This is a genomic window from Candidatus Lernaella stagnicola (assembly GCA_030765525.1).
Lineage (GTDB): Bacteria > Lernaellota > Lernaellaia > Lernaellales > Lernaellaceae > Lernaella > Lernaella stagnicola.
The window spans coordinates 1-25,229 of record JAVCCK010000022.1 but is presented as its reverse complement, the minus strand read 5'-3'; the positions used below and the strand labels follow the sequence as shown (position 1 = coordinate 25,229).

General features: G+C 61.0%; 25 protein-coding genes. 13 read left to right on the top strand and 12 right to left on the bottom strand.

Translation table 11 applies throughout. The features are described 5' to 3' along the window. The first annotated feature begins 16 nt into the window (after positions 1–16). Genes P9L99_10420 through P9L99_10385 form a run of 8 tightly spaced genes read left to right on the top strand, consistent with a single transcriptional unit; the run spans position 17 to position 5,939 of the window. Entirely contained in the window at positions 17–280 is a 264-nt protein-coding gene (locus P9L99_10420) for a HypC/HybG/HupF family hydrogenase formation chaperone (protein ID MDP8223762.1), read from the top strand. Next, on the top strand, positions 270–1,367 hold the full coding sequence (gene hypD / locus P9L99_10415; protein ID MDP8223761.1) for a hydrogenase formation protein HypD: 1,098 nt from the start codon (positions 270–272) through the stop codon (positions 1,365–1,367). Before P9L99_10420 ends, hypD begins: the two co-directional genes overlap by 11 nt. Next, on the top strand, positions 1,360–2,373 hold the full coding sequence (gene hypE, locus P9L99_10410; GenBank protein MDP8223760.1) for a hydrogenase expression/formation protein HypE: 1,014 nt from the start codon (positions 1,360–1,362) through the stop codon (positions 2,371–2,373). Before hypD ends, hypE begins: the two co-directional genes overlap by 8 nt. A gap of 1 nt (position 2,374) precedes the next feature. Beyond that, a complete protein-coding gene (locus P9L99_10405) occupies positions 2,375–2,719 on the top strand; it encodes a hydrogenase maturation nickel metallochaperone HypA (GenBank protein MDP8223759.1) in 345 nt (114 codons plus the stop codon). After that, positions 2,716–3,399, top strand: coding sequence for a hydrogenase nickel incorporation protein HypB (gene hypB, locus P9L99_10400; protein MDP8223758.1), 684 nt, complete (start codon positions 2,716–2,718; stop codon positions 3,397–3,399). Before P9L99_10405 ends, hypB begins: the two co-directional genes overlap by 4 nt. A gap of 52 nt (positions 3,400–3,451) precedes the next feature. Beyond that, on the top strand, positions 3,452–3,718 hold the full coding sequence (locus tag P9L99_10395; GenBank protein ID MDP8223757.1) for a hypothetical protein: 267 nt from the start codon (positions 3,452–3,454) through the stop codon (positions 3,716–3,718). Then, positions 3,663–4,364 (top strand): hypothetical protein, encoded by a 702-nt coding sequence (locus tag P9L99_10390; GenBank protein MDP8223756.1) that lies wholly within the window; start codon positions 3,663–3,665, stop codon positions 4,362–4,364. Before P9L99_10395 ends, P9L99_10390 begins: the two co-directional genes overlap by 56 nt. 54 nt (positions 4,365–4,418) lie before the next feature. Further along, positions 4,419–5,939, top strand: coding sequence for a radical SAM protein (locus tag P9L99_10385; GenBank protein MDP8223755.1), 1,521 nt, complete (start codon positions 4,419–4,421; stop codon positions 5,937–5,939). Positions 5,940–5,951: 12 nt separating this feature from the next. On the opposite strand, the gene P9L99_10380 is transcribed toward P9L99_10385, so the two are convergent. Continuing rightward, positions 5,952–6,248, bottom strand: coding sequence for a hypothetical protein (locus tag P9L99_10380; protein ID MDP8223754.1), 297 nt, complete (start codon positions 6,246–6,248; stop codon positions 5,952–5,954). Positions 6,249–6,372: 124 nt separating this feature from the next. Here P9L99_10380 and P9L99_10375 point away from each other — a divergent pair, with 124 nt between their 5' ends. Continuing rightward, the gene (locus P9L99_10375; protein ID MDP8223753.1) at positions 6,373–8,040 is read left to right on the top strand and encodes a diguanylate cyclase; all 1,668 of its coding nucleotides are present in this window, start codon (positions 6,373–6,375) and stop codon (positions 8,038–8,040) included. Here the strand turns inward: P9L99_10375 and P9L99_10370 are convergent. The 4 genes from P9L99_10370 to P9L99_10355 all read right to left on the bottom strand — a co-directional run bounded on the left by P9L99_10370 (position 8,037) and on the right by P9L99_10355 (position 11,753). Further along, entirely contained in the window at positions 8,037–9,524 is a 1,488-nt protein-coding gene (locus P9L99_10370) for a hypothetical protein (protein MDP8223752.1), read from the bottom strand. The two genes, P9L99_10375 and P9L99_10370, sit on opposite strands and share 4 nt — an antisense overlap. Then, complete coding sequence (locus tag P9L99_10365; protein ID MDP8223751.1) at positions 9,521–10,162, bottom strand: hypothetical protein; 642 nt, start codon at positions 10,160–10,162, stop codon at positions 9,521–9,523. The genes P9L99_10370 and P9L99_10365 overlap by 4 nt, the downstream gene beginning before the upstream one ends. Then, positions 10,159–10,398, bottom strand: coding sequence for an SEC-C metal-binding domain-containing protein (locus tag P9L99_10360; protein MDP8223750.1), 240 nt, complete (start codon positions 10,396–10,398; stop codon positions 10,159–10,161). Before P9L99_10360 ends, P9L99_10365 begins: the two co-directional genes overlap by 4 nt. A gap of 62 nt (positions 10,399–10,460) precedes the next feature. Then, entirely contained in the window at positions 10,461–11,753 is a 1,293-nt protein-coding gene (locus P9L99_10355) for an SDR family oxidoreductase (protein ID MDP8223749.1), read from the bottom strand. 286 nt (positions 11,754–12,039) lie between these two features. Here P9L99_10355 and P9L99_10350 point away from each other — a divergent pair, with 286 nt between their 5' ends. From P9L99_10350 to P9L99_10340, 3 genes are read left to right on the top strand one after another with little or no spacing between them, the layout of a single operon-like run. After that, positions 12,040–12,702 (top strand): TIGR00266 family protein, encoded by a 663-nt coding sequence (locus tag P9L99_10350; GenBank protein ID MDP8223748.1) that lies wholly within the window; start codon positions 12,040–12,042, stop codon positions 12,700–12,702. Positions 12,703–12,714: 12 nt separating this feature from the next. Next, a complete protein-coding gene (locus tag P9L99_10345; GenBank protein MDP8223747.1) occupies positions 12,715–13,398 on the top strand; it encodes a TIGR00266 family protein in 684 nt (227 codons plus the stop codon). A gap of 9 nt (positions 13,399–13,407) precedes the next feature. Beyond that, on the top strand, positions 13,408–14,079 hold the full coding sequence (locus P9L99_10340; GenBank protein ID MDP8223746.1) for a TIGR00266 family protein: 672 nt from the start codon (positions 13,408–13,410) through the stop codon (positions 14,077–14,079). A gap of 59 nt (positions 14,080–14,138) precedes the next feature. Here the strand turns inward: P9L99_10340 and P9L99_10335 are convergent, their stop codons facing one another. Continuing rightward, positions 14,139–15,467 carry a GH1 family beta-glucosidase gene (locus P9L99_10335; GenBank protein ID MDP8223745.1) on the bottom strand — a complete coding sequence of 443 codons (1,329 nt, stop codon included), beginning with the start codon at positions 15,465–15,467 and terminating at the stop codon, positions 14,139–14,141. Then, positions 15,464–16,465 (bottom strand): creatininase family protein, encoded by a 1,002-nt coding sequence (locus P9L99_10330; GenBank protein ID MDP8223744.1) that lies wholly within the window; start codon positions 16,463–16,465, stop codon positions 15,464–15,466. The genes P9L99_10335 and P9L99_10330 overlap by 4 nt, the downstream gene beginning before the upstream one ends. A gap of 36 nt (positions 16,466–16,501) precedes the next feature. On the opposite strand from P9L99_10330, the gene P9L99_10325 reads away from it, so the two are divergent. Continuing rightward, a complete protein-coding gene (locus P9L99_10325) occupies positions 16,502–17,650 on the top strand; it encodes an FAD-dependent oxidoreductase (GenBank protein ID MDP8223743.1) in 1,149 nt (382 codons plus the stop codon). A gap of 50 nt (positions 17,651–17,700) precedes the next feature. Here P9L99_10325 and P9L99_10320 read toward each other — a convergent pair whose 3' ends face one another. The 5 genes from P9L99_10320 to P9L99_10300 form a co-directional block, all read right to left on the bottom strand. Continuing rightward, a complete protein-coding gene (locus P9L99_10320; GenBank protein MDP8223742.1) occupies positions 17,701–21,768 on the bottom strand; it encodes a S8 family serine peptidase in 4,068 nt (1,355 codons plus the stop codon). 131 nt (positions 21,769–21,899) lie between these two features. Beyond that, positions 21,900–22,583 (bottom strand): hypothetical protein, encoded by a 684-nt coding sequence (locus P9L99_10315; protein ID MDP8223741.1) that lies wholly within the window; start codon positions 22,581–22,583, stop codon positions 21,900–21,902. Further along, positions 22,584–23,456: a hypothetical protein gene (locus P9L99_10310; protein MDP8223740.1), complete on the bottom strand. Its 873-nt coding sequence runs from the start codon at positions 23,454–23,456 to the stop codon at positions 22,584–22,586. A gap of 2 nt (positions 23,457–23,458) precedes the next feature. Continuing rightward, the gene (locus tag P9L99_10305; protein MDP8223739.1) at positions 23,459–24,079 is read right to left on the bottom strand and encodes a hypothetical protein; all 621 of its coding nucleotides are present in this window, start codon (positions 24,077–24,079) and stop codon (positions 23,459–23,461) included. A gap of 6 nt (positions 24,080–24,085) precedes the next feature. Further along, positions 24,086–25,229 (bottom strand): hypothetical protein (locus tag P9L99_10300; protein MDP8223738.1); only part of this gene is annotated, 1,144 nt, incomplete at its 5' end.

Below are 25,229 nucleotides of genomic sequence, written 5' to 3'. Positions count from 1 at the left end.
TCCCCTGGAGGAAAACATGTGCCTCGCCAAGCCTATGAAAATAATCAGCATCGATGAGGCTTCCCATACCGGCAGCGTGGACGCCGGCGGCACGAATCTCAACGTCGGGCTCGATCTGGTCCCGGAAGTGAAAATCGGCGATTACGTCCTCGTTCACGCCGGTGTGGCCATTGACGTGTTGCTCGAGCAGGACGCCCGCGACATTCTGGCCGCTTACGATGAATTCGTGCATACCGGCGATGCGCTGTCCCCCGAGGATCCGCGACTCGATGAGCGCTAATCCCTATCGCGACAAGCAGACGATCCGCGACTTGACCGAAGCGTTACGCGGGGAGGCGGCCGGGCTGCCCCCAATGTCGATCATGCATGTTTGCGGTACCCACGAGCACGAAATCCGTCGGCACGCGCTGCGCCAATTGCTGCCGGAACACGTGCGCTTGGTGGCCGGCCCCGGGTGCCCCGTGTGCATCACCCCGGCGTCCGCGATTGCCACGGCGATCGAACTGGCCCGCCTGCCGGAACGCCCTATCGTGTGCGCCTACGGAGATATCGTCCGCACGCCGATTCGCACGGGGTCGCTGTTTGATGCGAGGGGCGAGGGCGCGGATGTGCGCGTGGTTTACGACTTGCGCGAACCGGTGAGGCTGGCCCGCGAAAACCCCAGCCGGCGCGTAATTTTTTTCAGCATTGGTTTCGAGACCACCGCCGCGCCCGTGGCAGTGTTGCTGCGGGGCGAATTGCCCGCGAATTTCTTCATCTATACGTGCCATCGTTGGGTGCCCGCCGCAGTGGAAGCGTTGGCGCAAAACGACGACGGCGTGATTGCCGGCTACTTGCTGCCGGGCCACGCGGCGGTCATCACAGGCCAGGTCGCCTATCAATTTTTGCCCGAGAAATATTCCCGCGCCGCCGCCGTCGCCGGTTTCGAGCCGGCGGAAATTCTCGCAGCCATGTTGTCGATTGTGCGGCAGGTCAAAAGCGGTCGCTTGACCGTCGCCAATTGCTACGCCCGCGCGGTGCGACGGGAAGGAAACCAGCGGGCGCAGGAAGTGCTCTTTGAAGTTTTCAAAATCGGAACGGCCGCGTGGCGCGGTATCGGCGAATTGCCCGGCACCGGTTTGCACTTGCGCGAGGCCTACGAACGGTACGACGCCCTGGGGGCCACCGGCGTTGCCGAAGCGACAGACGTCGAGGACGTGATGCCCGGCTGCCAATGCCATTTGATCATGGTCGGCCGACGCATGCCGGAAGACTGCGCGCTGTTCGGCGGCGAGTGCGCGCCGGACCACCCGAAGGGGCCGTGTATGGTCGGCGGCGAGGGGACGTGCCGCGCTCATTACTTGTATCCGGAGGAACCTGATGACTGACACCGTCCGCCTGGCTCATGGCTTCGGCGGCAAGTTGACCCAAGATCTTCTCGACGAATTGATTATCCCGGCGCTGACCGGTAAGCCGGGGCACGCCGTCACGCTCGATGCGGCGGTGTTGACGGACCTCACGCCGCCCGTGGTGGTGTCCACGGACAGCTTTACGATCACGCCGCGTTTTTTTCCCGGTGGGGATATCGGCAAGCTGGCCGTCGTCGGGACGATCAACGACGTTGCCATGATGGGCGCGACGCCGCGCTATCTGTCGCTTGGTTTGATCATCGAAGAAGGCCTGCCGCTGGATGAATTGCGGCGTGTCATGGAATCGATCGGGCGCGTCTGCCGCGAATGCGGCGTGCAAGTCGTGACCGGCGATACGAAGGTGATCGAAAAAGGCGCGGTGGACGGTCTGTTCATCAATACGACGGGTTTCGGCCCGCGTACCTTCGGCCCCGTCGGCCCCGAATTCATTCGCGAGGGTGACGCCATACTCATCAGCGGGACGATTGGTGACCACGGCGCGGCCATTCTCAACGTGCGGGAGAATCTCGGCTTTGCCGGTCAGCTCATCAGTGATTGCGCGCCGCTGCACGAGTTGGTCGCCCAGGCCGCGGAAATCGCCGGCGAGCACTTGCACGCTTTGCGCGATCCCACCCGGGGCGGCGTGTCGGCCACGCTCAACGAATTCGCGCAAGACACCGGTCTGCAATTCGTGCTGGAGGAAGAAAAACTACCCGTGCGGCCCGCGGTTGCGGCGTTTATCGAAACCCTGGGCCTAGACCCACTGCCGCTGGCGAACGAAGGCAAGGCCTTGCTCTTTGTGGCGCCCGAAGCCGTGGATCAGACGTTGGAAGTGCTGCGGCGGCATCCGACCGGCGCCGAAGCCGCGGTGATCGGCCGCGTGGAAGCCGCGAAGCGGCGCGGTCGTGTTGTGATGGAAACGAGTATTGGCACGCGGCGGGTCGTGGAGATGCCGCTCGAGGCCGGTTTGCCGAGGATTTGCTGAGATGCACGAAGGGGCGACCACGCAGTCCATTATCGACTCGACGCTCGCCTCGTTAGAGGAACACGATCTCGCGGGCAAAGTGATTGCCGTGTGCGTAACCATCGGCGTCACGCAAGGCATGGTGCCCGAGGCGATGCAGATGTTTTTCGAAATGCAAACCTACGACACGCCCTTGGAAGGCGCGCGTTTGGAGGTCACGCTGCAGGGGATTGTCGGGCAGTGTGAATCGTGCGCCAAAGAGTTTGAACTCGACGAGGCCTACATGATTTGTCCGGAGTGTCAGGGGCCGTTATTGATGATCAAAGGCAAGGAACTGTTGCTCACATCGATCGAGGTGGAGACATGACGACCAGCATTCCCGTGGGAAAGGATCCGCGAAATAGAAATCAACTCATCGCGGCGGGCATTCGTGACGATTTGGCGAAGCGTGGGATTTACTGCATCAATTTGATCAGTTCGCCCGGCTCCGGCAAAACCACGCTGCTGGAGTGCGCGTTGCCGACGCTCGGCGAAAACCTGCGTCTGGCGGTGATCGAAGCCGATGCGGCGACCACGAACGACGCCGACCGTCTCGAGCATATCGGCGTGCGTGTGGAACCGTTAGTGACAGGCATCACCAGTTGCCATATCGCGCAGCCGTCGGCGAAGTCGGCGTTCGATAAGCTCGATTTGGACGCGCTGGAGTTCATCGTAATTGAAAACGTCGGCAACTTGGTGTGTCCCGCCGAGGAAGACCTGGGCGAGGACGACAAGATCGCGATGCTGTCGGTGGCCGAGGGTGAGGACAAGCCGCTCAAGTACCCGTTGCTGTTTCAGGAAGCGACGCTGGCGTTGGTGAATAAGATCGACGCCGCCGACGCCTTGGGAGCCGACGTCGACCTCATGGAGCGCAACATCCGCGCGGTCAATCCGCACGTGGAAGTGATACGCATCTCCGCCCGCACGGGCCAGGGCGTGGACGAGTTCGTCAAATGGATACTCGCCCGTTGCGCCGCGAAACGGCCTTCCAAAAACCTCGCCGAATGACAGGCTGAGCGGAAGCGGTTATAATTAGCGGAATTTTTTTCGGGACGTTTGTATGCCGCGTTGTCTTAGCTGCGGGCGGGAAATCGTTGAAACAAAACACCATGGGGAAACCTACGCGATCGACGGCTATTGCCTGCATACCGGAAAAACCAAACGCGTAAGCGCGAAAAACGACAACGGGACGGCCATCGAATTCCTGCAGATGTCCGAGCCCAAAGATTATTTCCTGTGCATTAACTGCTTTGCCAAAACGGGGACGCGGGATGTATGGATGTCGACCTTCCCGGACGCCGGCGACATTACCACTCTGTGCCGCTAGCGTCACGCGGCGCCTGAGGCGCCTCTACCAACGTGCCTTCGAACACTTCGGCCCGCTGCATTGGTGGCCCGGCGATTCACCGTTCGAGGTTTGCGTCGGGGCGATCCTCACCCAGAACACTGCGTGGACCAACGTCGAAAAAGCCATCACCAACCTGAAGGCGCGACGTTTCCTGTCAGTGCGCGGCATGCACCTGGTGGACGAAGTGTTGCTTGCCAACGCGATTCGCCCTTCCGGGTATTACAACCAGAAAGCTAAAAAGCTAAAAGCGTTTTGCGAGTACGTGACGCGCCGCCACCAAGGCAGCCTGCGTGTCATGCTCTCGCAGCCGATCGATACCCTGCGCGAGGAACTGCTGTCGATCAACGGCGTGGGCCCGGAGACGGCGGATTCCATCATCCTGTATGCCGCGCAGCAGCCGGTGTTCGTTGTCGACGCCTACACGCGGCGCATCCTCTACCGCATGGGGCTCACGGCCGAAGACGCCGCCTACCACGAACTGCAGGACCTCTTCCACGCCCGACTGCCGCGCGACACCGCCTACTACAACGAGTTTCACGCCCAAATCGTGTATGTGGGCAAGGAGTTTTGCCGCAAGTCCAAGCCGCGCTGCGACCGCTGCCCCGTCCGCCTGCGCTCCCGTTAGTTTGACGCCCGCGAAACCCGCCGCTACCGTGGTTGCACAGAAGGAGAGAGCGCCATGCGCCTGGCCCTGATCCATCCGCCCGAACCCATGAAGTCGATCGCCAGCGAGGTGTGCCAACACCCGATCAACTTGGCGCAGCTTGCGGCTTACGTGCGCGATCGGCTGGCTGTCGAGGTGGAGATATGGGACTACGGCGTCCTACCGTATTCGCCGGAGCATCTGCGGGAAAACGTCACGCGCTTTCAGCCGCAGATCGTCGGCTTTTCAGCGATGACCCCGCTGGTGCGCACGGCGGCGCAACTGGCGGCCGTCGTCAAGGAGTGTGACCGCAACATCGTCACCATCGTTGGCGGACCGCATGTCTCGGCGCTGCCCGAACGAACCTTGGCCGAATTTGAGAGCTTCGATTTGGGCGTTATCGGCGAGGGCGAACTGACGCTGGCGGAGTTGTGCGCCGATGTACAACGCGGCCGGCGCGAGTGGGCCGGCGTCGCGGGCACGGTCTATCGCGATGACGGCGACATCCGGGTTGCGCCGTCGCGCCCCCTGATCGCCAACCTCGACGATCTCTCCTACCCGGCGCGCGACTTGCTGGATTTCTCGCTGTACCAAGGCAGTTCGAGCCCGGGGCTGTCGAGCAAAATTCGCAACATCACCGAACTGTTTACCAGCCGAGGTTGCCCCGTCCGCTGCTTTTTTTGCGCCAGCCACGTGACACACCGCGGCCGCGTGCGTTTCCGCAGTGCCCGCCACGTTCTGGGCGAGGTGCGCGAGTGCGTCGAGCGTTTCGGCATCGAGCACTTCACGATCGACGACGATACCTTCACGTTCGGTCGGCAGCGGCTGCTGGAAATCGTACGCGGCCTGCGCGAGATGAACGTGTCCTGGGATTGCGACAGCCGTGTGACGAACGTCGACGCGGCCCTACTGCGCGAGATGGCAGCGTCGGGATGCGTGAAGATCGCCTTCGGCGTCGAAAGCGGTAGCCCGCGCATGCTCGAGGCCGTGCGCAAGAAGATCACGTTGCCGCAGGTCGAGGCGGCGTTCGACGGGGCAAAACGGGCGGGCATTCTCACCGCGGCCTTCATCATGATCGGCGCTCACCCGAGCGAGACGGCCGCCGAGGTCGAGCAGACCTTCCGCCTCATGCTTCGCATCCGTCCCGATTTCGTCATGGTCTATCTTGCCGTACCTTTCCCCGGCACCGACCTGTACGAAGCGATGCGCCGCGAGGGAATGCTGCTTTCGGAAGATTGGGACGAATTCGACATCGTGCGCGGCGAACCCGTATGGCGCACGGAGCACTTTTCCCCCGCGCAGTTGATCGCCCTGCAGCGGTCCATGTACCGCCGCATCTATTTGCGGCCCGGATTCGTGCTTCGCAAGCTGGCGATGATCAAAAGCGGTGACGACCTTCGTTACTTCGCCGATGCCTTCGTTAAATTCATCAAGTACATCTTTGGAAAACGCCGCGAAGTCGGAGTGGGCGGCAAGGGCGCGTTAGACGGAGCGGCGGCGCAGCCTCGACTCGACGCGGGCGATTCGCGCGTGGCGACTCAAACGAAAAAGGCGTAGGCAAGAGGGCGGTTAGAGGCAGCCGCAACCGCCGTCGCTGGCCACGAGGGTGTGTCCGGCGTCGATATCGCTATCGGGTGTGTTTTCAGGCTCGGGGCTATCTTCGGTGTCGTCGTCCTCGGCGGTGTCGTCGTCCTCGGCGGTGTCGTCGTCCGCGGCGGTATCATCATCGGCGACCGTGTCGTCATCCGGCGCCGTGTCGTCGTCTAAGGTCATATCGTCGTCGGCTTGCTGCGCATGGGCCAGCCATGCGGTGAAGCCCAGCGTTATAATAACCAACCAGACGGCGAACCAACGCGAGTACTTCATGAACCCTCCCTTGTGAGACCAGGTATGCCGGAATGCCTGCCGAATGTCAATTTTCCTTTCGCGGAAACTTGTTAACCTCGGCCCGCCGTGCTAGAAATAACAAAACACCAAAGGCGGGCGAATCATGGCTGGTAAACCGGAAGACCAAGCGGCCCTCGAAACCCAGCTCGAAGAACTTCGGCGCGAAAATTACAAGTTGGACCAGGAACTGTTCAACCTGACCAGTTTGCTGCAGGCCAACAAGGCGTTCGACAACGTGCTGGAAGCTCGTGAGGTGTATGTCATCTATACAAGCATCGTGCACGAACGCTTCGGCCTGAAGTCGTACGCGCTGTTTGTCATGAGCGAGGACCGCACGGCATTTAATATGGAGCGCGGCTTTGGCTTACCGGATTCGCTGCCCGTGGACTTCTCATTTCCGTGGCACGAGGGCTTGTTGTGGCAGGCGATTTTGCAGGGGCAACCCTTTTCCGTCGTCGACAACCGCGGAAAGCCGCGATTTCGCGTTCCCTTCGAGCAGCACCGGCTCAATGAGCTGGACGCGAAATATTTCCTGCCTCTGGTCCACGGCGGCGAGGTCGTCGGCTTCTTGGCCGTCGGTAAAAAAGAAGACGGGACCACTCTCAGCGATAACGACATCGAGTTCCTTGCGACGTTGTCGTCCCACGCCGCGGTGAGCATGAAAACGACGATGCTCTACGAAAAGAATCAGCAGGACAAAACGGAACTGGACAAAATGGTGAAAAACTTGTCGATGCTCTACGACATCGGCGCCGCCATGATCCACATCAGTGACCTGAAAAAACTGCTGAAGTTCATTCTCGGCGAGGCGATCAACACCACGGCATCGCAAAAAGGTTCGCTGATGCTCTACGACACCGCCACGCAACGCCTCATGGTGCGCGTCGTCAAAGGCCTGCCCGACAAACGCGACGAAGAAGCCATCAACAACGGCGAACGCGAATGCACGAGCTTCGCGGTTGGCGAGGGCATCGCCGGGCGGGTCTTCGAGACAAAGAAGGCGATCATCGTCAATTCCGCCGACAAGGACGACCGCTACGAGTCACACGAACAATCGAATGTGGTATCGATTCTTTGCCTACCGCTCGTAGCCGCCGACGAACCGATCGGCGTGATCAACATCACAAACAAAAAGGACGGCAAGCCCTTTACTCCCGAAGACCTCGAACTGCTCACCGCTATGGCCAACCAGGCCGCGGTAGCGATCAACAACGCCACGCTCTACGAAATGGCGATTACCGACGAACTTACGAAGATCTACATCCGCCGCTTTTTCAATATCCGGCTGGCGGCGGAACTCAAGCGGGCCGAGCGCTACGGCAAGCGGGTTTCGGTGGCGATTTGCGACCTCGACAAATTCAAGTCGGTCAACGATACCTACGGCCATGACGTGGGCGACAGCACGCTGATCAAAATCGCGGATGTCCTGCGCACGCGGGTGCGGGAAGTCGACACGCCGGCGCGATTCGGCGGCGAGGAATTTTCAGTCGTGTTTCCGGAAACAGGCGTGGAAGGCGCGAGCGCGGTCGCCGAGCGCGTTCGGGAAGCCGTCGCCGAGGCCGAAGTGCCGGGCCTGCCCAGAAAAGTGACGATCAGCATCGGCATTGCCAGTTTTCCGGATCATGCTTCCGACAGTGCCGGTTTGATTCGCGCCGCCGACATCGCGTTGTACAAAGCCAAGCACGGCGGCCGCAATCGCGTATGCATCTATGAACCGTCGGACGCCGACGAGCGCGAAGCAAGGACGGAGAACGAGGGTGAGACCGACTAAGGCATGGGCGTCAGAGCGAATACGCCAAGTGCGGAGGCGGCGATAATCCGATGGCGCCGCGCATCGTAGGTCACGTTCCGCAAACGGCGCCCGACGTGACGGCGTGATTCTCCAGCGAGCGTAACCGCGTCGACCTCCCGCAGGTCTCCTGTGAAAAAATTCCCCACCACAAGGCGACCGTCTTTTGTAAGTGCCGAGAAGCGAATGCCCGGCTCCAGCCGTCGCTCTGCGGTCCGCCGGGACGTGCGAAGGTCGAAGCGAACGAGGCGGCCGGTGTAAAAACCGTGTACCCAAAGAATCTCGTGAGCAGGATCGTAGGTTAGCTGAATGAGAAAATCGCGCACGCGGTCTTGCCCGAGCAGGCGGCGGTCGCTCAGCCGGTAGGTATACAGGCTGCCGCCCCACGACGCGATGACCAGGCGGTCGCGGTCGGGGTCGATGATCCAGTCCGTCACGAAGTGGGGGAACTCCCAAGATTCAGGTTGGTCTTGATCGGGGTACACGACGAGCAGCCGTTTCGCGTTGTCGGCGGAGGCATAGACGGTGCCGTCCGGCGCGGTCCACAACTTCGAGATGCGGTCGATGTCGTGAGTGACGACGACTCCTTCCGAAGTGAGATCGTCGTGGCGCAGCCGCAGGATCGAACCGGAGTTCCACAAGCCGACGTTGATGCGGTTTCGCGGGCAATCGACGGCGATAAAATCGCTGACCGGGCCGCAATGCGCGATCGCTGCGTTCTCGCCTTCGACGCGAACCAGGCCGGCGTCGCCGTGACGCGTGCCGAGCAAAAGATCGCCATGGCAATCGGGGACTCCGAAGCGGGTTTTGTCGCCGAGCAGCGGGCGCAAAGGAGAGGCCTTCTGACGGTAGTCAAAAATCGCCGTGACACCGGGCTGGGCGAGGATTTTCTCGGTCGATCCCGATGGTCGCCCCTGGTAGAAGGGCACCAACACCGACCCCAGCATTGCCACCCATAGTGCGAGCAGCCAACGCAAACCGCGCGGGTAGTACGTCGCGTTCGTTCGTGTCGCCGCGGCCAGGCCGAGCATGACCAGCGGCAAGCCGAGAAGCAGCCAATGAAAGCGCGGCAATCCGGCGGCGAACGCCGCGAAAAGTGGTAGTACAGCGACCGGCCAATCGCGTAGCGTCTTGCGTTGCTCGATCACGTACGCCGCGGTGGCCAAGGCGAGCAGGACAATCGTCAACGGAAGGGAAACCAGCAGGGCCGGGTAGAACATCGTCAACCACGCGGCAACCGCCATGAGCCAAAGTAAGACGCTGAGAAATCGCGATACGGGTTTCGTTTTGGGCCAATGGCGCAGCGCGAAACGAAGGGCGAGGAGAGTTAGCGCGGCGAGTAGCCAGAGCAGGGAGAAAAGCGCAACGTCGAGGACCAGGCCGTACCACGCGCCGAGCACGACGCCGCCGGCGACCGGCAAACCCAGCAGCGAACGCATCCACCAGGTTGGCCGCGCCTCGCTCATTGCCGCGCCACGAAGGAAAGATCGCCGGGCAGGGCGTGCGCAACGAGGCGAGTCGCCGGGCCCGTGGCGACCACGATATCGTCGGCCGTATTCCACCGGCGGTCTTGTCCACTACTACGCAGCCGGAATTCGTGAACGCCGATTTTTGCGTACTCGTATTTGCAGCCCCATTCGTCGTGGCGCGGCACCCGTGGATAATGCACGACGCGTTTCCCCGCCTCGTTTGGCATCGACAACGGCTGCCAGACGCCGGCGGTTGCGAACACTCCGCGAAGCTCTTCCCAGGCGATGCTCTCCGGGAGCGGGAGGCCGGTTGTCTCCATCTTTTGCAGATCGTCGGCCACGGTCAGCAGGACGTTGCGCGCCACCGTGCGCTTGACTTGGCTTACCCAAACCGCGCGCAACTGCGCCAAATGCCCCAGCATCAGCATCGTGATGATGATGCCGGTGATCGTGAGAATTTTCGGCGGGCCGATCTCGCGCCGCCAGGCGAAAATCCAAATGCACAAGGCGAGCAAGACGAGTTGTGCCAGAAGGGTATGCTCGTCGTAATCCGTGTCGACGGCCAGGTAAAGCACCCACACGGCGAGCGCTGCGAGGGTCAGCAGGGCTCCGACCGGGCGGAAAGCGCGGGTCATTTTTTGTCGCGCTTGAACAGGCGGGCCAAGAATGACGGCTCCTGATCTTTCTTCGCCTTTTTTGCCATTTTGTGCAAAAAGGTGTCACCCTTCTCGATGCAGCAATTTTTGTATTTCTTGCCGCTGCCGCAGGGGCAGGGATCGTTGCGGCCTACTTGCATGGTCGCACGCGGTGAAGTCACGACACTTTTTCGAAAGGCCATCTTGGGGCTGATGCGAGTCGTGCGGTAACGCATGTACGATATCCTCCATTCGCGAAAAAAAGCCCCCGGGGACATGTCCGGGGCGCGAACCAACCTCAATACTTAGCGGTTTTCTCCTCGTTGTCGAGATGCTCTTTGACGAAATCGATCAGTGTCCCGAGGTAGTTGGGCACCCGCGGACACGTGATGTCGCTGTTTTTCAAAAACGCGGTCGTGTTCCGGCAGTCATAAACCACGTAATGATTGGCATAGTCCAGCGTCTCTTCCGGGATGCGCATGAAATCGGCGAGACCCGGCATGACCGACAACATACGCGCCACTGTCAGCGGCAGAGCGCCGAACGTGCGGCCGATGCCGAAGTGGGCGTAGAGTTCGTCGATAAACTCGCGGCCGGTCAAGGGGTCCGGATCACAGAGCGCAAACGTTTTGCCGATCGCCGCGTCTTGCGCGGCAATGTGAACGGCGGCGCGCGCTATGTAATCGACAGGCACGACGTGAAAATACGTTGCGCCCTTGCCGATGCTCGGTAGCCGGAAGTTCTGCAGGGGTTTGAGGTATCCGTCGCGTTGCGCCGCGGCCAGGAAGCGAATCATAAAATACGCGCCGTCGAATTTGTCCGTGACGCCGCTGCGACTGTCACCCATTACGATGCCGGGCCGCATGACGATCGTGGGCACGTTGCCCGCCCGTCGCCGCACCAATACTTCGGCTTCGAATTTCGAGGACTCGTAGTTGTTCTTGAACCCTTGGCCGTATTCGAGTTCGTCCTCCAAGACCAACCCGGTGCGAAGCCCAGAGACGCAGAAACTGGAGAAATACACCAGCTTTTGCAGGCCCTTGATGCCCTTGCACAAATCAAGCACGCGCGTCGTGCCCTGAACAGTCACGTCCCAAGCGGTCTTGGCGCTGACCTTGATGTCGTACGCTGCGGCCAAGTGCCACACTTCGGTGACTTCCTTTTTCAACGTGGCGACCATCTTCTTGGTCAGGCCCAGGTCATCGTGGGTCAAATCGCCGACGAAGAACTCGACGTCGCTCTTCGCACCGAGAATGTCCGCCGCTTTCCGTTTGGCGGCCTCCAGGAATTTGTCCTGCACAAGAAAATAGAACTTCGTTTTCGGAGCCTGGGCGAGGATTTCCTTTGCGACCCATGTGCCGAGAAAACCGGGGAAGCCGGTGAAGAAGATCGTGCGCGCCGTCGATTTCTTTTTCGCCGGAGCTTTCTTCTTGGTCGGGGCTTTCTTTTTTGCTGGGACCTTCACGGCCACGGCTTTCTTTTTGGCCGGGACCTTCTTCTTGGCCGGAGCTTTTTTCTCTTTGGTCTTGGTGGTTTTCGCCTTGGCGGCGGTCGGCGCTTTCCGGGCTGTTTTCTTGCTCTTTTCGGCCATGGCCTACCTCATGTGAATAACGGTTCCGACGGACTTCCGAATGCGGAAGCAAGCAGGCAAAGGTTGCCCAAGAATCGCCTCACTGTCAACCGGACGGCCTTTTTGGCTGTTGCTTTTCGACCCAAAAACATGGAGGTCTATTGCTTTACAAGGAGCGCGGTTATATTGATAGAGTTTCCAACGGAGAAAAATAAGAGGCGTACGGCAAGTTATCTTGACGGGGTAATTTCCGGCTTGTGCCGGGAATATGCGTGATTCCGATCACACGGTATGAGAGGAGGTAGCGTTGAAACACGAAATCAAGCACGGTCCCTCTTTCGCCAGTCTCCACGTGGAGCTGGATAAAGGAGACGAGGTGCGCACGGAGGCCGGCTCCATGGTGGCGATGTCCTCGAACATGGACATCCAAACCAAGGTGTACGGCAGTTTTCTCAAAGCCTTGATTCGTAAGTTACTGGGCGGCGAGAGCATCTTCCAGAACACCTATTCGCCCAAGGGCGAAGGCGGCTCCCTCGTGTTGTCGCCTTCGGTGCCGGGGCAAATAGTCCACTACCCGCTGTCGGGTTCTTCGGTCGTATTGCAGGCGTCGGCCTTCCTGGCCAGTTCGCCGCAAATCGCTTTGAAGACGAAATACGGCGGGCTCAAATCCATGATGTCCGGCGAGGGCTTGTTCCTGCTGGAGGCCAAGGGCACCGGCGACTTGTGGTTCAACGCCTACGGCAACATCGTGGAAATCGAGGTTGACGGGGAATACGTGGTCGACACCGGGCACATCGTCGCCTTTGAACCGGGCCTGAATTTCAAGGTCAAGAAAATCGGCGGCCTGAAGTCGACGCTGCTGTCGGGCGAGGGCTTCGTGGCGCGGTTTAACGGCAAAGGCAAACTGTGGATCCAAAGCCGGACGGTCGGCTCGCTCGTGAGCTGGCTTGAAGGCTTGTTACCGCACTAAGGAGGGGATGCCATGAGAATTGAGATTCAGCACCGGCCATCCTATGCGGTGGCCGACGTGCACCTCGGCGACGGGGAAGCAGTCATTTCCGAAGGCGGAGCGATGGTCTGCATGAGCACCAACGTATCCGTCGAAACCAGCACTTTTTCCCGGGGCGGCGGGGGCGGCTTGCTCAAAGCGGCCAAACGTCTGCTCGCGGGTGAAAATTTCTTCTTGAACAAATTCACGGCATCAGGAGACGGCCACGTTTCCTTGGCGCCAACGCTCATCGGCGACATCGAGCACATTCAGCTTGACGGCGGCAAAGCCGTTATCGTGCAGGGCTCGAGTTTCCTCGCCGGCAGCACGGGCCTCGATTTGGACACCCAGTTCGCCGGTTTCAAGGGCTTGTTCTCCGGCGAGAACATCTTTTGGATCAAGGTTACCGGCACGGGCGACTTGCTCGTCAACAGTTTCGGCGGTGTCTTCTCCGTGGATGTGGACGGCGAATACGTGGTTGATACCGGCCACATCGTCGCCTACGAGGAGAGCCTCGAATTCAAGCCGCAGAAAGTCGGCGGTTGGAAAGCGACGTTGCTTTCCGGCGAGGGCCTGGTCTGCAAATTCACCGGCAAGGGCAAACTGTGGATGCAAACCCACAACGCCCCGGGCTTCGGCCAGTTTCTCGGCGCGAAGCTGCCACCGCGCGAACGGTAGGAGGACGCCATGGACTACGAACTGACGGGAAAACCTGATTACGCGTTGGTGGAATTGTCACTCGAGGCCGGCGAAAGCGTCGTCGCCGAACCCGGCGCGATGGTGGCGATGAGCGCCAACGTGCAAATCAAAACAGAGATGAAGGGCGGCCTGCTCGGCGGACTGAAACGCAAATTGGCCGGCGAAAACTTCATGACCAACACCTTCACCGCCGAAGGCGCCCCGGGCACGATCAAACTTGCGCCCTCGACACCCGGCGATGTGGAGGCGATCGAACTCAGCGGCGGCACCTACTTCCTGCAAGCCGGTGCGTACATCGCGCACGTGGGTGACATCGAAATCGACGCGAAGTTCGGCGGAGCCAAGAGCTTCTTCTCCGGCGAGGGATTCATTCTGCTCAAAATAAGCGGAACCGGAACGCTCTTTATCTCCAGTTACGGCGGCTTGAAAAAAGTGCACGTGGATGGCGAATACATCGTCGACACCACGCACATCGTCGCCTTCCCCGACACCATCGACTACAAGGTCGAGGCGGTCGGCGGCCTCAAAGCGACCTTCCTCTCGGGCGAGGGGTTGGTGTGTCGCTATCGGGGTCAGGGAGACATTTTCATCCAGACGCGCAGCGGCCCGGCGTTCGCCGGTTGGGTGAATCCCTTCCGGGCGGTCAAAAAGAAAAATTAGGTTAGAGACAGCAAGGGAGGTCGGGTGAAAATCCGGCCTCTCTTGTTTTGTGACGCGAATTACTCGCTTTCGAAACCGTTATCCGCAATCACCTGCGCATACCAACGCGCGCTTTCCTTGATCGTGCGCGCCTGCGTCTCGTAGTCGACGTGAATCAAACCGAAACGGACGGAGTAGCCGTACGCCCACTCAAAGTTGTCGAGCAGCGACCAGGCGAAGTACCCCTTCACCGGCACGCCGTCGGTGATGGCGCGGTGGAGCGTGGCGAGGTATTGCGCGAAATACGCCTGCCGTTTCGGATCGCGCACGCGCCCGTCGGCGTCGAGTACGTCGTTGTACGCCGCGCCGTTTTCCGTGATGTAAAACGGGCCGAGCTTGTAGTTCGCATGCACCCGCGCCAGCGCGTCGTAGAATGCTTCCGGAACGACTTCCCAACCGAAATCGGTGTAGGGGCGATCCGGTAGCCGTTCCACTTCGCCGTCTCGGCCGACGACCACCCGCGAGTAATGGTTGACGCCAAGGAAATCCAGCGGCTGGCCGATCAACTCCAAATCACCGTCCAGAACCTTCGGACGGCTGTCGCCCAGCGCCTCCCAGGCCTTGGCGGGGTAGCGCTTCAACCCCAGCGGTTCCAAGAACCAAGCCCACCGCTTCTCCCACAACAGCTCCGCCGCTTCGATATCGGCCGGGTCGTCGGTCGCCGGGTACACGGGCCAGATATCCGGCGCAATGCCGATCTGGAATCGCTCGCCGCCAATCGCCCGCAGAGCTTGCGTCGCCAGGCCGTGCGAAAGAAGCACGTTGTGGGCCACCTGGTACGCTTTCTTCTCATCGACGATGCCCGGCGGCATCGTGCCTTCGAGATAAGCTTCCATCGTCGCGCCCGGTTCGTTGTGGGTGATCCAGTGCGTGACGCGGTCGCCGAGACGTTCGGCGCAAAGCTCGGCGTAATCGGCGAACAGCGAGACGATCTCCCGGCTCTCCCAGCCGCCGATCTCAGCCTGCAGCGGCTGCGGCAGATCCCAGTGATACAACGTCACAAAAGGCGTGATGCCCGCGTCGAGAAGCGCGTCGACCAAGCGGTCGTAGAAATCCAATCCCGCCTCGTTGACCGGGCCGCACCCGTAAGGCTGCACGCGCGGCCACGCGATGGAAAAGCGGTAGGCCCGCAAACCCAGTTTGCGCATCAGGCCGACGTCTTCGGCATAGCGATGGTAATGGTCGCAGGCCACTTGGGCGGTGTCTCCGTTGCGGATACGGCCCGCTTCGGTTTCGAACACGTCCCATGTGCTGGGTCCTTTGCCGTCGGCGTCGTGCCCGCCCTCGATTTGGTGCGCCGAGGTGGCCGCGCCCCAGAGGAACCCTTCCGGAAAACGTAGCGTGCTCATGCTTGCTCCTCTTCGGGCGACGCGGGGCTGCTGTTCAACCACCGGTCGAAGGCTTCGTTCACGGTTTTGTTGAGTAACAAATGGCGCGCCCTCCAGAGGGGTGAATGCACATCCATCGCCGCGCCTTGTTCGATGAATTCCACGGCGAGTTCGCCCGCTATCTCGGTCAACGCGTGCAGAAGTTTTTTGCCGCGGCGGGCCGAGGCGGCGTGCGGGCGCCCGTAGTACGTGCTCTTTTTGAAATGAGCGATGGAGCGAGCCATCGATGCCGCGGTGTCGGCGCCGTTGCGAACGCGATCCCAAAGCGACGTTGCGCCACGATCAAACAGGAAGGAATCGCTGTCCTGCCCGCCCTCCAGAGGTTTACCGACCGACGCCGGTAGATCCTCCCAGCCGTCGCCCACCAATTCCGGCCACAGATGCAGTGCCAGAGATGTCTCGACGAATCCCGCGTGATGGTCTTCCCGCATTTGATCGAGTGTCAGGTCGAACCCGGCATCGTTCTCGACGGCTTCAAAAAACAAGCGGCCCTCTTTCATCCGCCCCAGCGCGGCGGAGAACAGGCTCATCGCCGCACTCGGGCCGGGCAGTGCCGAGAGACGATGCGCCGCCACTTCCAGCGCCAAGAAATGACGCGGCCCACCGTGGAACGAAGAAAACCCGAGGCGTGCGAACCCGGCGCGGGCGAAGGGCAACATGGTGTGATAGGCCACGTCGCGCACCATGTGCGGCGGAAATGTCACCGTGCCCAAACGCGGAACGGCGTCGGCGGCGACCATGGTCGGCGGTAGGAATAAGAGGTTCCAGTCGGCATGTTGCGCGATGATTTTATCGGCCGTCATTTTTCCCAGCACCTCGGCCGTGAAGATATCTTCCCCGAGCGGCAGGTGGGGGCCGTGTACCTCGATGGGGCTGAAGGAGGCCAGGACGAAGCAGCGGCTTGGGTCCATTCGATTGAGTTCGCTATATGTCAAATCGGCGATGTTCAAGATCGGCATGGAAGGGCCTCCCTGGGTGAAGCGCGATTATGCCCCATGCGCCCGCGAGTGCCAACGCGCCCTTGGCCCGCGCGGCAAAACGACTATCATGCGCGCATGGTGGATGTGGATGTCATTGTTGTCGGCGGCGGCGTCATCGGACTGGCGTGCGGGCTGGAGGCGGCGCGGCGAGGGAAGTCGGTCGTCGTACTTGAGCGGCGCGCCCGCTTCGGCGAAGAAACCAGCACCCACAACAGCGGCGTGGCGCACGCGGGCATCTATTATCCGGAAGGTTCGCTCAAAGCGCGCCTGTGCGTGGCGGGACACCGCCTGCTGCGCGAGACGTTATCACGCTGGAAGGTGCCGGCCCGTTTCAGCGGCAAACTGATCGTCGCCGGCGACGAAAACGAAGTGCCGACGCTCGAAGGCTTGCTGGCTACCGGCCGGGCCAACGGTGTGTCCGGCCTGGAAATCGTTGATCGGGAATTCATCCGCTCGCGGGAACCGAACGTCCGCGGCATCGCCGCGCTGTGGTCGCCTCATACCGGCGTGTTCGATGTCGGCGAGTTCGTGCGCCAGTTGGCGGCGCGCACCGCGTCAGGGGGCGCGGACCTCGTGCCACAAGCCGAAGTGACAGCGGTGGATGTCGGCGCACTCGGAATCACCGTGCACACCACACGGCACGGGTCCATCCGCGGGCGACGTTTGGTCAATGCCGCCGGTTTGTATGCCGACCACGTTGCCCGGCTGTGCGGTGAGACGGGGCATACGATCTATCCTTGCCGCGGCGAATACGCGGTCGTCGTGCCGCGACGGGCCGGGTTGATCCGCCACTTGGTGTATCCGGTGCCGCGTCGCCTGAGTCTCGGCGTTCACCTGACGCGCACAGTGGACGGCGAACTGTGGGTGGGGCCGAACGCCCGTTACATCCGGGAGAAGGACGATTACGAATCCGACCGCCAGCCGCCGGCGGAGTTTCTTGAATCCGCCCGGCGACTTTGTCCTGCGTTGACGCTTGATGACTTGCGCATGGGGCAGGCCGGCATCCGGCCCAAGCGCTACGGGCCGGGCGAGGCGTCGGTCGATTACTGGATTGCGCCGCAGGCCGGCGAGCCGCGCATCATTCACTTGATCGGGTTGGAATCGCCCGGTTTGACGGCCGCCTTGGCCGTCGCGCAGCACGTGACTGACCTCACCGAGGCATAGAAAAAGGCGCGTCGAAACGCGCCTTCATACGGTTAGTCAGTCAAGCGAACTCAGCAGCCGCAACCGCCCTCGTCATCGTCGTCATTGTCGTCATCGTCATCGTCGTCGTCGGCAGCGTCATCATCGTCGTCATCGTCGCCGCTGTCGTCGTCGGCGGAGGTGTCGTCGTTGTCGTCATCGTCATCGTCGTCGGTGGGCTGTGGATCCTCCGGCGCGGCGGCGTTGGAAATCGGCGACACCCAACCGACTTCGTCGTAGGAGCGAATCGCGACGCTCTGCAGATCGTCGACCTGCACGGTCAGCCGCACTTCCTGACCCCCACTGACCGGCGTCGGAGGATCGAGGGTCGCGGCCAGGCCGAAGATGTCCGGATCGCGCAGATCGACGCCTGCGTCGGTGGCGTAGCGAATGTCGTAATAGGCGGCGGTGCCGCAATCGTGATCGTCGCCCGGCGCGGTGAAGACGATTTCGTACACGCCCGGCTCGTCGGTGCGGTAAACGTGCAGGTCGCGCACCAGGCGCGGCGGCGTGGCGTCGGTGTCGTAAAATCCGGAACTATGCGGATCATGCCGGAAACGAGGCCAATCCATCACCGAGCGGTCGCCGACGCAGGACTTGCCGCGCGCGCCCCACGCAAAGAAGTTGCCTTCCTGCGTGACCGCCGCGATTTCCAGGTACCGGTCGCCGTCGATGTCGTCCACCGCCGGGCTGCTCGTCATCCAGTTTTGCGTGAACTTCGGCCACCCGTCCGGTTCCTCCAAATCGATATTGGAGGCGTGCATGATGTAACCGCCGGAACCGGCGATCACCTCGTTGCTGCCGTCGTAGTCGATATCACCGATGATCGGATTGACGAAGAAATTGATGTCCTCGAAGTTTTTACGCCAAGCCGCTTTGGGTAAGTCGTCCAGATTCCAGCCCACGATGTTGAAGGCCGCGGCGCGGAAACCGTTTTCGGTGCCCTGTATGAATCCCGCCGTCGGGAAGAAATACCACATGGAGTCGTCGTTGCCGAAATGGCCGAAACTACCGTTGGCCGTGACGCCGACGTTGAGCCGCGAACCCAAATGCTTGATCCGCGTGTGTGCGCCGTCCCAGGTAATGAGCTGTGGCAGCCAGAAAAAGCTGCCGACGCTGATGATCAACTCACCATTGTGAATCACGCCGGCCGGGCTGGAGGTCATGCCGATCGTCAATGGCGGAATCGGCAGTTCGTCCCCCAGTGGCATCAGTACGACCGCGGGCCACCCGGGTAGGAAGGGGCCGTCTTCGTTTTCCAGGCCGTTCCAGTACACGGCGTACACGCGGCCCGTGAAACCACCGCTGCCGCGGCACGCTTCGGAGGTCGGCACCACGATCGCCGGATGGTTGGCGATATCGGGGTTGCTGTGGTCGGGGTCGAGAATCGCGGCCATCGGTGAGCCGAGAACCTGCGCGGGCATGTTCGTGTCGCAAATCATCGCCGGCGGAACCAGCCCCGCTTCAGCACTGGAATCCAGCGGCACGGGAAAGCCCGGCACGATGTCGGCTTCGCCGTCCAAATCTCCGTCCACGGTTTTCCACGCGTACAGGTGCTGATCGTAGGATGCGGCGACGATTTCCAACACGCCGTCACCGTCCAGGTCCACCAATGTGGGGGAGGCGAGAAATGCGTTGCCGTGGGCGAAGCTCAAGCCGCTACTATTGTCCGGCTCCATTGCCGAGACCGGGAAGCCCTCCACAAAAGGACCGCCGGGATGATCGTTGCCGTCGGCGTGAATCAGGTACACAAAACCGTGGTTCGTGGCAATGGCGATGTAGGGTATGCCGTCGCCGTACACCTGGCCGATGGCGACCGAGGCGATCACCGCGTCTTCGTAGAGGCGCTCGGGGTTGGGCGGCAAGTCCACAGGGAAGCCGGAGGCCTGCTCCAGGCCACCTGTTTCCGGATTATGTTTCCACATTTCAACAGCGGGCGTTGAGTCGCCGAAGATCACTTCCAACGCGCCGTCGACGTCGCCGTCCATGTCGTAGAGCACCGGGCTGGACACGCCCGACGCGCCGATGAACTTCGGGAAGCCGGGCAGCAAGCCCGTGTTCGGGTCGTCGTCGATATGCCACGCCAGCGCCTTGCGGATCTCACCCAGCACCGGTTCGTCTCCCTCCGGCGTCCAGGTGGCGCGCAGCTTCAGCGTCACCGTAAAGTCGTTCGGCGCTTCGGGTCGACGCCGCAGCCATGCTTCGTCCACGTAATCGAAAAGGTCGATAGTGGCCAGCTTGCCGGCGAAAGCCGCCTGACCGCTGCCCGTGGCCACAGAGATAAACTCGTCGGCATTGGGTTCCACGCCGAAACCGATCTGCAATTCCCAGTTGTAGGGGCGGCCGCGCGCGTAGATCTCGCCGTCCACGTCGAAGGTCGATTGTTCATCGGCCCAGATCGTCGTCCACCAGCGCGGCGCGGTGATCCGCACGTCGGGCGGGATGCGTTCGGGCACGTTGAACAGGGGGTCGCCGAGCCGGTCGATCGCCAGTTTGGCGTTGACGCGGCCGTAGGCGAAATTCTCTTCCCAGCCTTCTTTGCAACCACGCAGATTGATCGCGACGCACGAATCCTTGATGTCCTCCGCGGTCATGTTGAGAAGCTGACGAATCTCCCCGGGGGTCAAATCCATGCCCAGATGGCGGGCGTAGGAAATCAACAGACCCGCGATGCCGGCGATGTTCGACGTCGCCTCGGAACTGCACGCGCCGGTCACGCCCGTGGCGTCGATGCGCGCGCCGTAATTCGTGCAGTAGCTTTCCACGAATGCGAGTTTGGAAAGGTCCAGGGGGCCGTATTCGACCGGCGGCAGCGGCATGAGCCCTTTGACGGAATACACGTCCTCGCCCGCGGCGGGGTAGATGTGGTGGAAGCCCAGTTCGTCGCCGGAAGCCGCGACCACGAAGACGCCGCGTTCAAACGCGTCGACGAAAGCCATTTCCGACTCGTAGTTGTAGTTCGCCACGCCCATCGCCACGATGATGACGTCCGCGCCCATGTCCACGGCGTATTGCATGCCCGCGGTCATGAGGTTGAATTCGGTCACGATCGCTTCCCCGACCCGCACCGAAAGCACCGAGCAATCGGGGCAGAAGCCGGGCTTGTTGCCCACGCCGTTGTCGGCTTGCGCCACCGCGTCTTCCGACCGCAGGCGTGCGTGCGTACCTTCGGGGAACTGCCCCACGCCGATAGCCTGGTTCACATTGCGGAAAAAGTCCCAACCGCTGATGTCATCCACGTGGCCGTTGCCGTCGTTGTCGATCTCGTCGGAGAGCAATTGAATCAAGTCGTCCGGGTCGAGCAATCCACTGGCGTTGATGTCATACACGCCGGCGTGGTTTGCGTAGTCGTCGGCGGCAAAACGGCCGTCGCCGTTGCAGTCCCAATCGGGGCAGGGCGTGCCGTCGTCTTCGGGTTGGGGCAACTCGCCCCGGTTCAGGAATAGGCGATGCGCCAACTCGGCGTTGCTGTAGCGGTCGATGCCCACGTCGATCACGGCGATGAGCACGTCCGGAGTGCCGGTCCATATCTTCCACGCTTCGGTGGCCGACATGCCGGGTACGTAGTTCATCTCCGCTGAGGTGGGCGACTCGGGATCCAGCGGATTGAAGCCGAGCAGCACGTTGGCGTTGACGTACAATTCAATGGGAAACGACGGTGGGAACGATACCTGCTCGGGGCGCTCGAAGTCGTTGGGAAGATTGGCCACGAAAACGCCCAGGTGCGGCAATTCACCGGAGAATCCGGCGCCGCCTAAATCTTCCAGGTCGGTCGACAGCGACACCTGGAGCCGGCGGGCGAACGGGAAAAAGCCGGTCGTGGGTGTGAACACCAGCGTGTCGTCGGCGACGGTCGTGGATTCCAGGGAGGTCGTCCCGGCGATTGTGCCGCCTTCTTTCAGATCGTCGATGACCACGGCGTCGGCGCCCACGGACGCGGGGTCGAGGGATTGGTCGAAGACCAGCACCAGCGGTTCGTCGGTGAATACCTCGTACCGGTCGTATCGGGGTTGCATGGAGACCAGGTCGAACCCCCACGCGGTACCGAGAAAGGAGAGGGAAATCAACACGCCGGCGAGAAAAACTATCGATTTCTTCATATCCAACCTCAACGAGTAAAAGACCTTCCCAAAGCCGCGGTTAGATTAAGGTGTTTGGGTATCGGGCGCAAGACGATTTTTGAAAGCATATTCAAACGGAGAGCGGGGAAGGGAAGCGCTGGCGATCCAGACTAATCGATGATCATTAACCAGTCGCGCAAAAGGAAAAGCACCCGGCCGATCAGCAGGCTGATGCGCGCCATGACAGTGTATCCGAACGACGCTCCGAAGCCGATCATCAGGATCCACGTTCCGAAACGCGCCACATAGCCCACGGGTCCTTCGTGCGGCAGCGAGAAAAAGAAGTAGACGATCGCCGCGACCGTACCCAGCAGCATGATGATGCCGCCGATCAACATGCGTAGGCCCGCTTGGGTCAAGACCGCGGTTTCCGGGTTGGCGAATTCGATGTTGGCCATGCCGCCCAGTTGCGCCACGACCATCGCCATCATCGTATTGGGAATGGCCATACCGGCGCCGATCCCCACGACGAAGGAAATCGGAATGCGCGACATCCAGGCAATCTTGGGGAAGACGCGGGTGAAGATCAGCAGCATCATAATCAGCGGCAGCACCAAGCGAAGCTTGCCCTGGCCGAAGAGCGGCTCGACCAGCTCCGGCTGGATGTTGTTCACCCACATGATGATAACCAGGTAGCCCGCCGCCACGCCGATGAAGATGTTCTCGACGAACTTGTAGACGACGTTGTCCTTGTACAGGAAGGTGTAAATCGCCAGCGTGAAAAACGCCGCCACCCAAACGCCGAGGCTGCTGGAGAAATATCCGCCGATCAACGGTTCAGTTATCCCGTTCATCTAGATGCTCCTCCGGCGACCGGCGAAAAAGGCGATGTTGCCCATGAGGATAAAGGCAATCACCACCAAGTGACACAAGGTTTGGCTGTCCAGCCCGCGCGACGCATCGCGCAACGAGGGTATCAGGTCCTCGCGAATCCCTTCCTTTTCGAGTTTATCGATCAACAACTGTTCGTATTCAGCCGCGCCCTTCATGCCGCCGAGCAGGCCGATGCTTTGGCCGGTTTGAATGTACGGGTACATATCGGTAGCCGAGACCGCCGTACACCCGATCGCGTACGGGAAGTCAAAAGGCTCTGAGGCGTAAATAATCCAATATTCCACCAGGCGCGTGCCCGAAAGACCGATCACGAGGCCGAAGTCATCGTAGTTGCGAATGCCTTTTAGGATCGGTATGTCGTTGATCGGCGTCTTGCTGTAGTCCTCTTCGTAGGAAAGACGCAGGTCCGTCGCCATGTTCAGCATGACGTTCGCAAAAGCGACCTTGTTGCCGAGAAACACGTAATCGATGCCGTATTTCTTTTCCGGGAACGGGTCGGTGGCCTGCTTGAGGCGCAACTCGGCCAGCGCTGTACCGGTATAGATGAAATTGAAAAGAATCAACGGCGTGTCGTTGACCAGAGCATGAGTCATTATCGCGTGAGCCATCGGCCCGATTTCGGCGTCGGTGCCGGGGTCGAAGTCGAAGGATACCACCAGCGGTTTGCCCGCGTCCTTCAAAGCTTCCACGGCGTCGAACACCGCTGTCACTTCCTTCGTCGGCGTGATCGCCAGGCCCAGCGGCACGAAAAAGGGCAACACCGCCGCCACCGCCATCGCCAGGAAGGTCCAGCGGCGGTCCAGTGATGTGATTTTGCCCCAAATCGACGGCACGGTTACCCCTTGTCTCCTAGATAGCCTCGTTCAATACCCAGAATGATTTTCAGTGCCGTGGCTACCATACCCAAGCCGACGCCGATCATGATGCCGCGTTTCGCGGCGGTATTCGGAAAGTCCAGAATGAAATCCGTGGTCGCCGGCAGCCACTCGCTGATCGCGTGGCCGATGGGTACGCGACCGATCATAATCAACGTCGCAGCCACCAGCAGCAGCGTCGCCTCGATGTTGCGGGCGCGGAAGGCCCGGAACGCGGCCGAGGCGATGTAGAAGGCCAGGAGGCTGAAAGTCGTCGCCTCCATCGGCGCCAGGACATAGCGGAACACCCACATGAAGGGGGTGCCGTCTGAAACGCCCCAGAAGCCGGTCACGATGGTGGCGATCATTGAGAGCATGGCCACCACGGCATACCCCCAACCCTCGCGTTGGCGAAGCATTTTGTCGGTTAGGTGCTTAGTCAGCGACAAGGTGCCCAGGATAAGGGCCGCCGCCCAGATCAAATTTGCCCAGCGGTTGATTTCCTCAACGAGATTCTGCACGTACCGGTGGGGCACGAAGTATTGCACGGCCATAAATAGCCCGATGCCGAAAGCGATAAAGATGGGCAGTCGCCGTTTCATCTCGTATCAGCCTCCCAACGTCTTGGCCAGCCAATGCCAGCCGAACAGGGAGCCGATCAACGAAACGCCCAGGATGGACAGGAGAACGACTTTCATCCAATCCAGCGCCTTGAGCGAGCCGACGAGAATCGCGTCGCCGCTCAAATAGGCCGAAGCAGCGTACAACTCCTCGCCGATGAGCGTGTAGTCGCAGGCGGCGATGAAAAACGGCAATTGCGCGACCTGGTCCGTGCCGGCGATCTGAATCGCCCCGATCGCGGCACCCGTTTCGGCGAGGATCAGGCTCTCGGCGTAGAACATGCCGAAGAAGAAATTGGTTGCCGGTTTGTCGCGCATCATCAGGCCGCTGACCGCAGCCGCGTAAGCGAATTGACGACCGGAGAGGAAGTAGATGTTGTCTTCGTTGTAAGCGTCGGGGCGGCCCACTTTGACGTACGCCTCGCGCACGATTTCCTGCGCCACCGTGTACACGATCGGGTCGCGGTTCGGAACCAAGATCGGCGTGTCGTATTCGGCCACTTTCTCGGCGATAGGGGAAAGAATCGTCAGCCCGGCGAGGGTGGCGACTTCTTGAATTTCCCCGATACCCGGCACGTAAAGGACCGGTTTGCCCATTTCCGTGGCGCGGCCGACCGCTTCTTCCACGGCGTCGATGCCGCTGATCGGTCGCACGAACAACTCTTTGCCGCTGCGAGCGTAGCGAATGAAAAACGTAACCAGCAACACATATACGATCGTGGCGACCAAGGCCACGGTCCGCTCGGTATTGAACCAATGCCCGCGGGCGCTGGCGGTTATCACGCCCGATTCCAGCGCCGGATCTTCGGACACCGAAACCTTATACTCATAGACCGTACCGTCTTCCAAGGGATGACTCGGTTGGCCTTTCGTTGCCGGGTGATAGGCGTCGACGTACTTCCCGGTTGCCGGCGGCGCCTCGCCGAGGCGTTGCCATTCGGTCTCGCCCGAAGCGCGACGCCAGAATACGAGCGTGGCCGCCAGGATGGCCGTATCCTTGGGTTTGGGCTCGTCCCAGAAAATGCGAATCGCCTGTCCCTTGTCGTTGGGGATATCTTCGGCGGCGAGATTGTTCGGCAGTGCGTACGAGATTGATATAACAGGAGTTTCCGGTTCCGCGAGGACGGGGGGG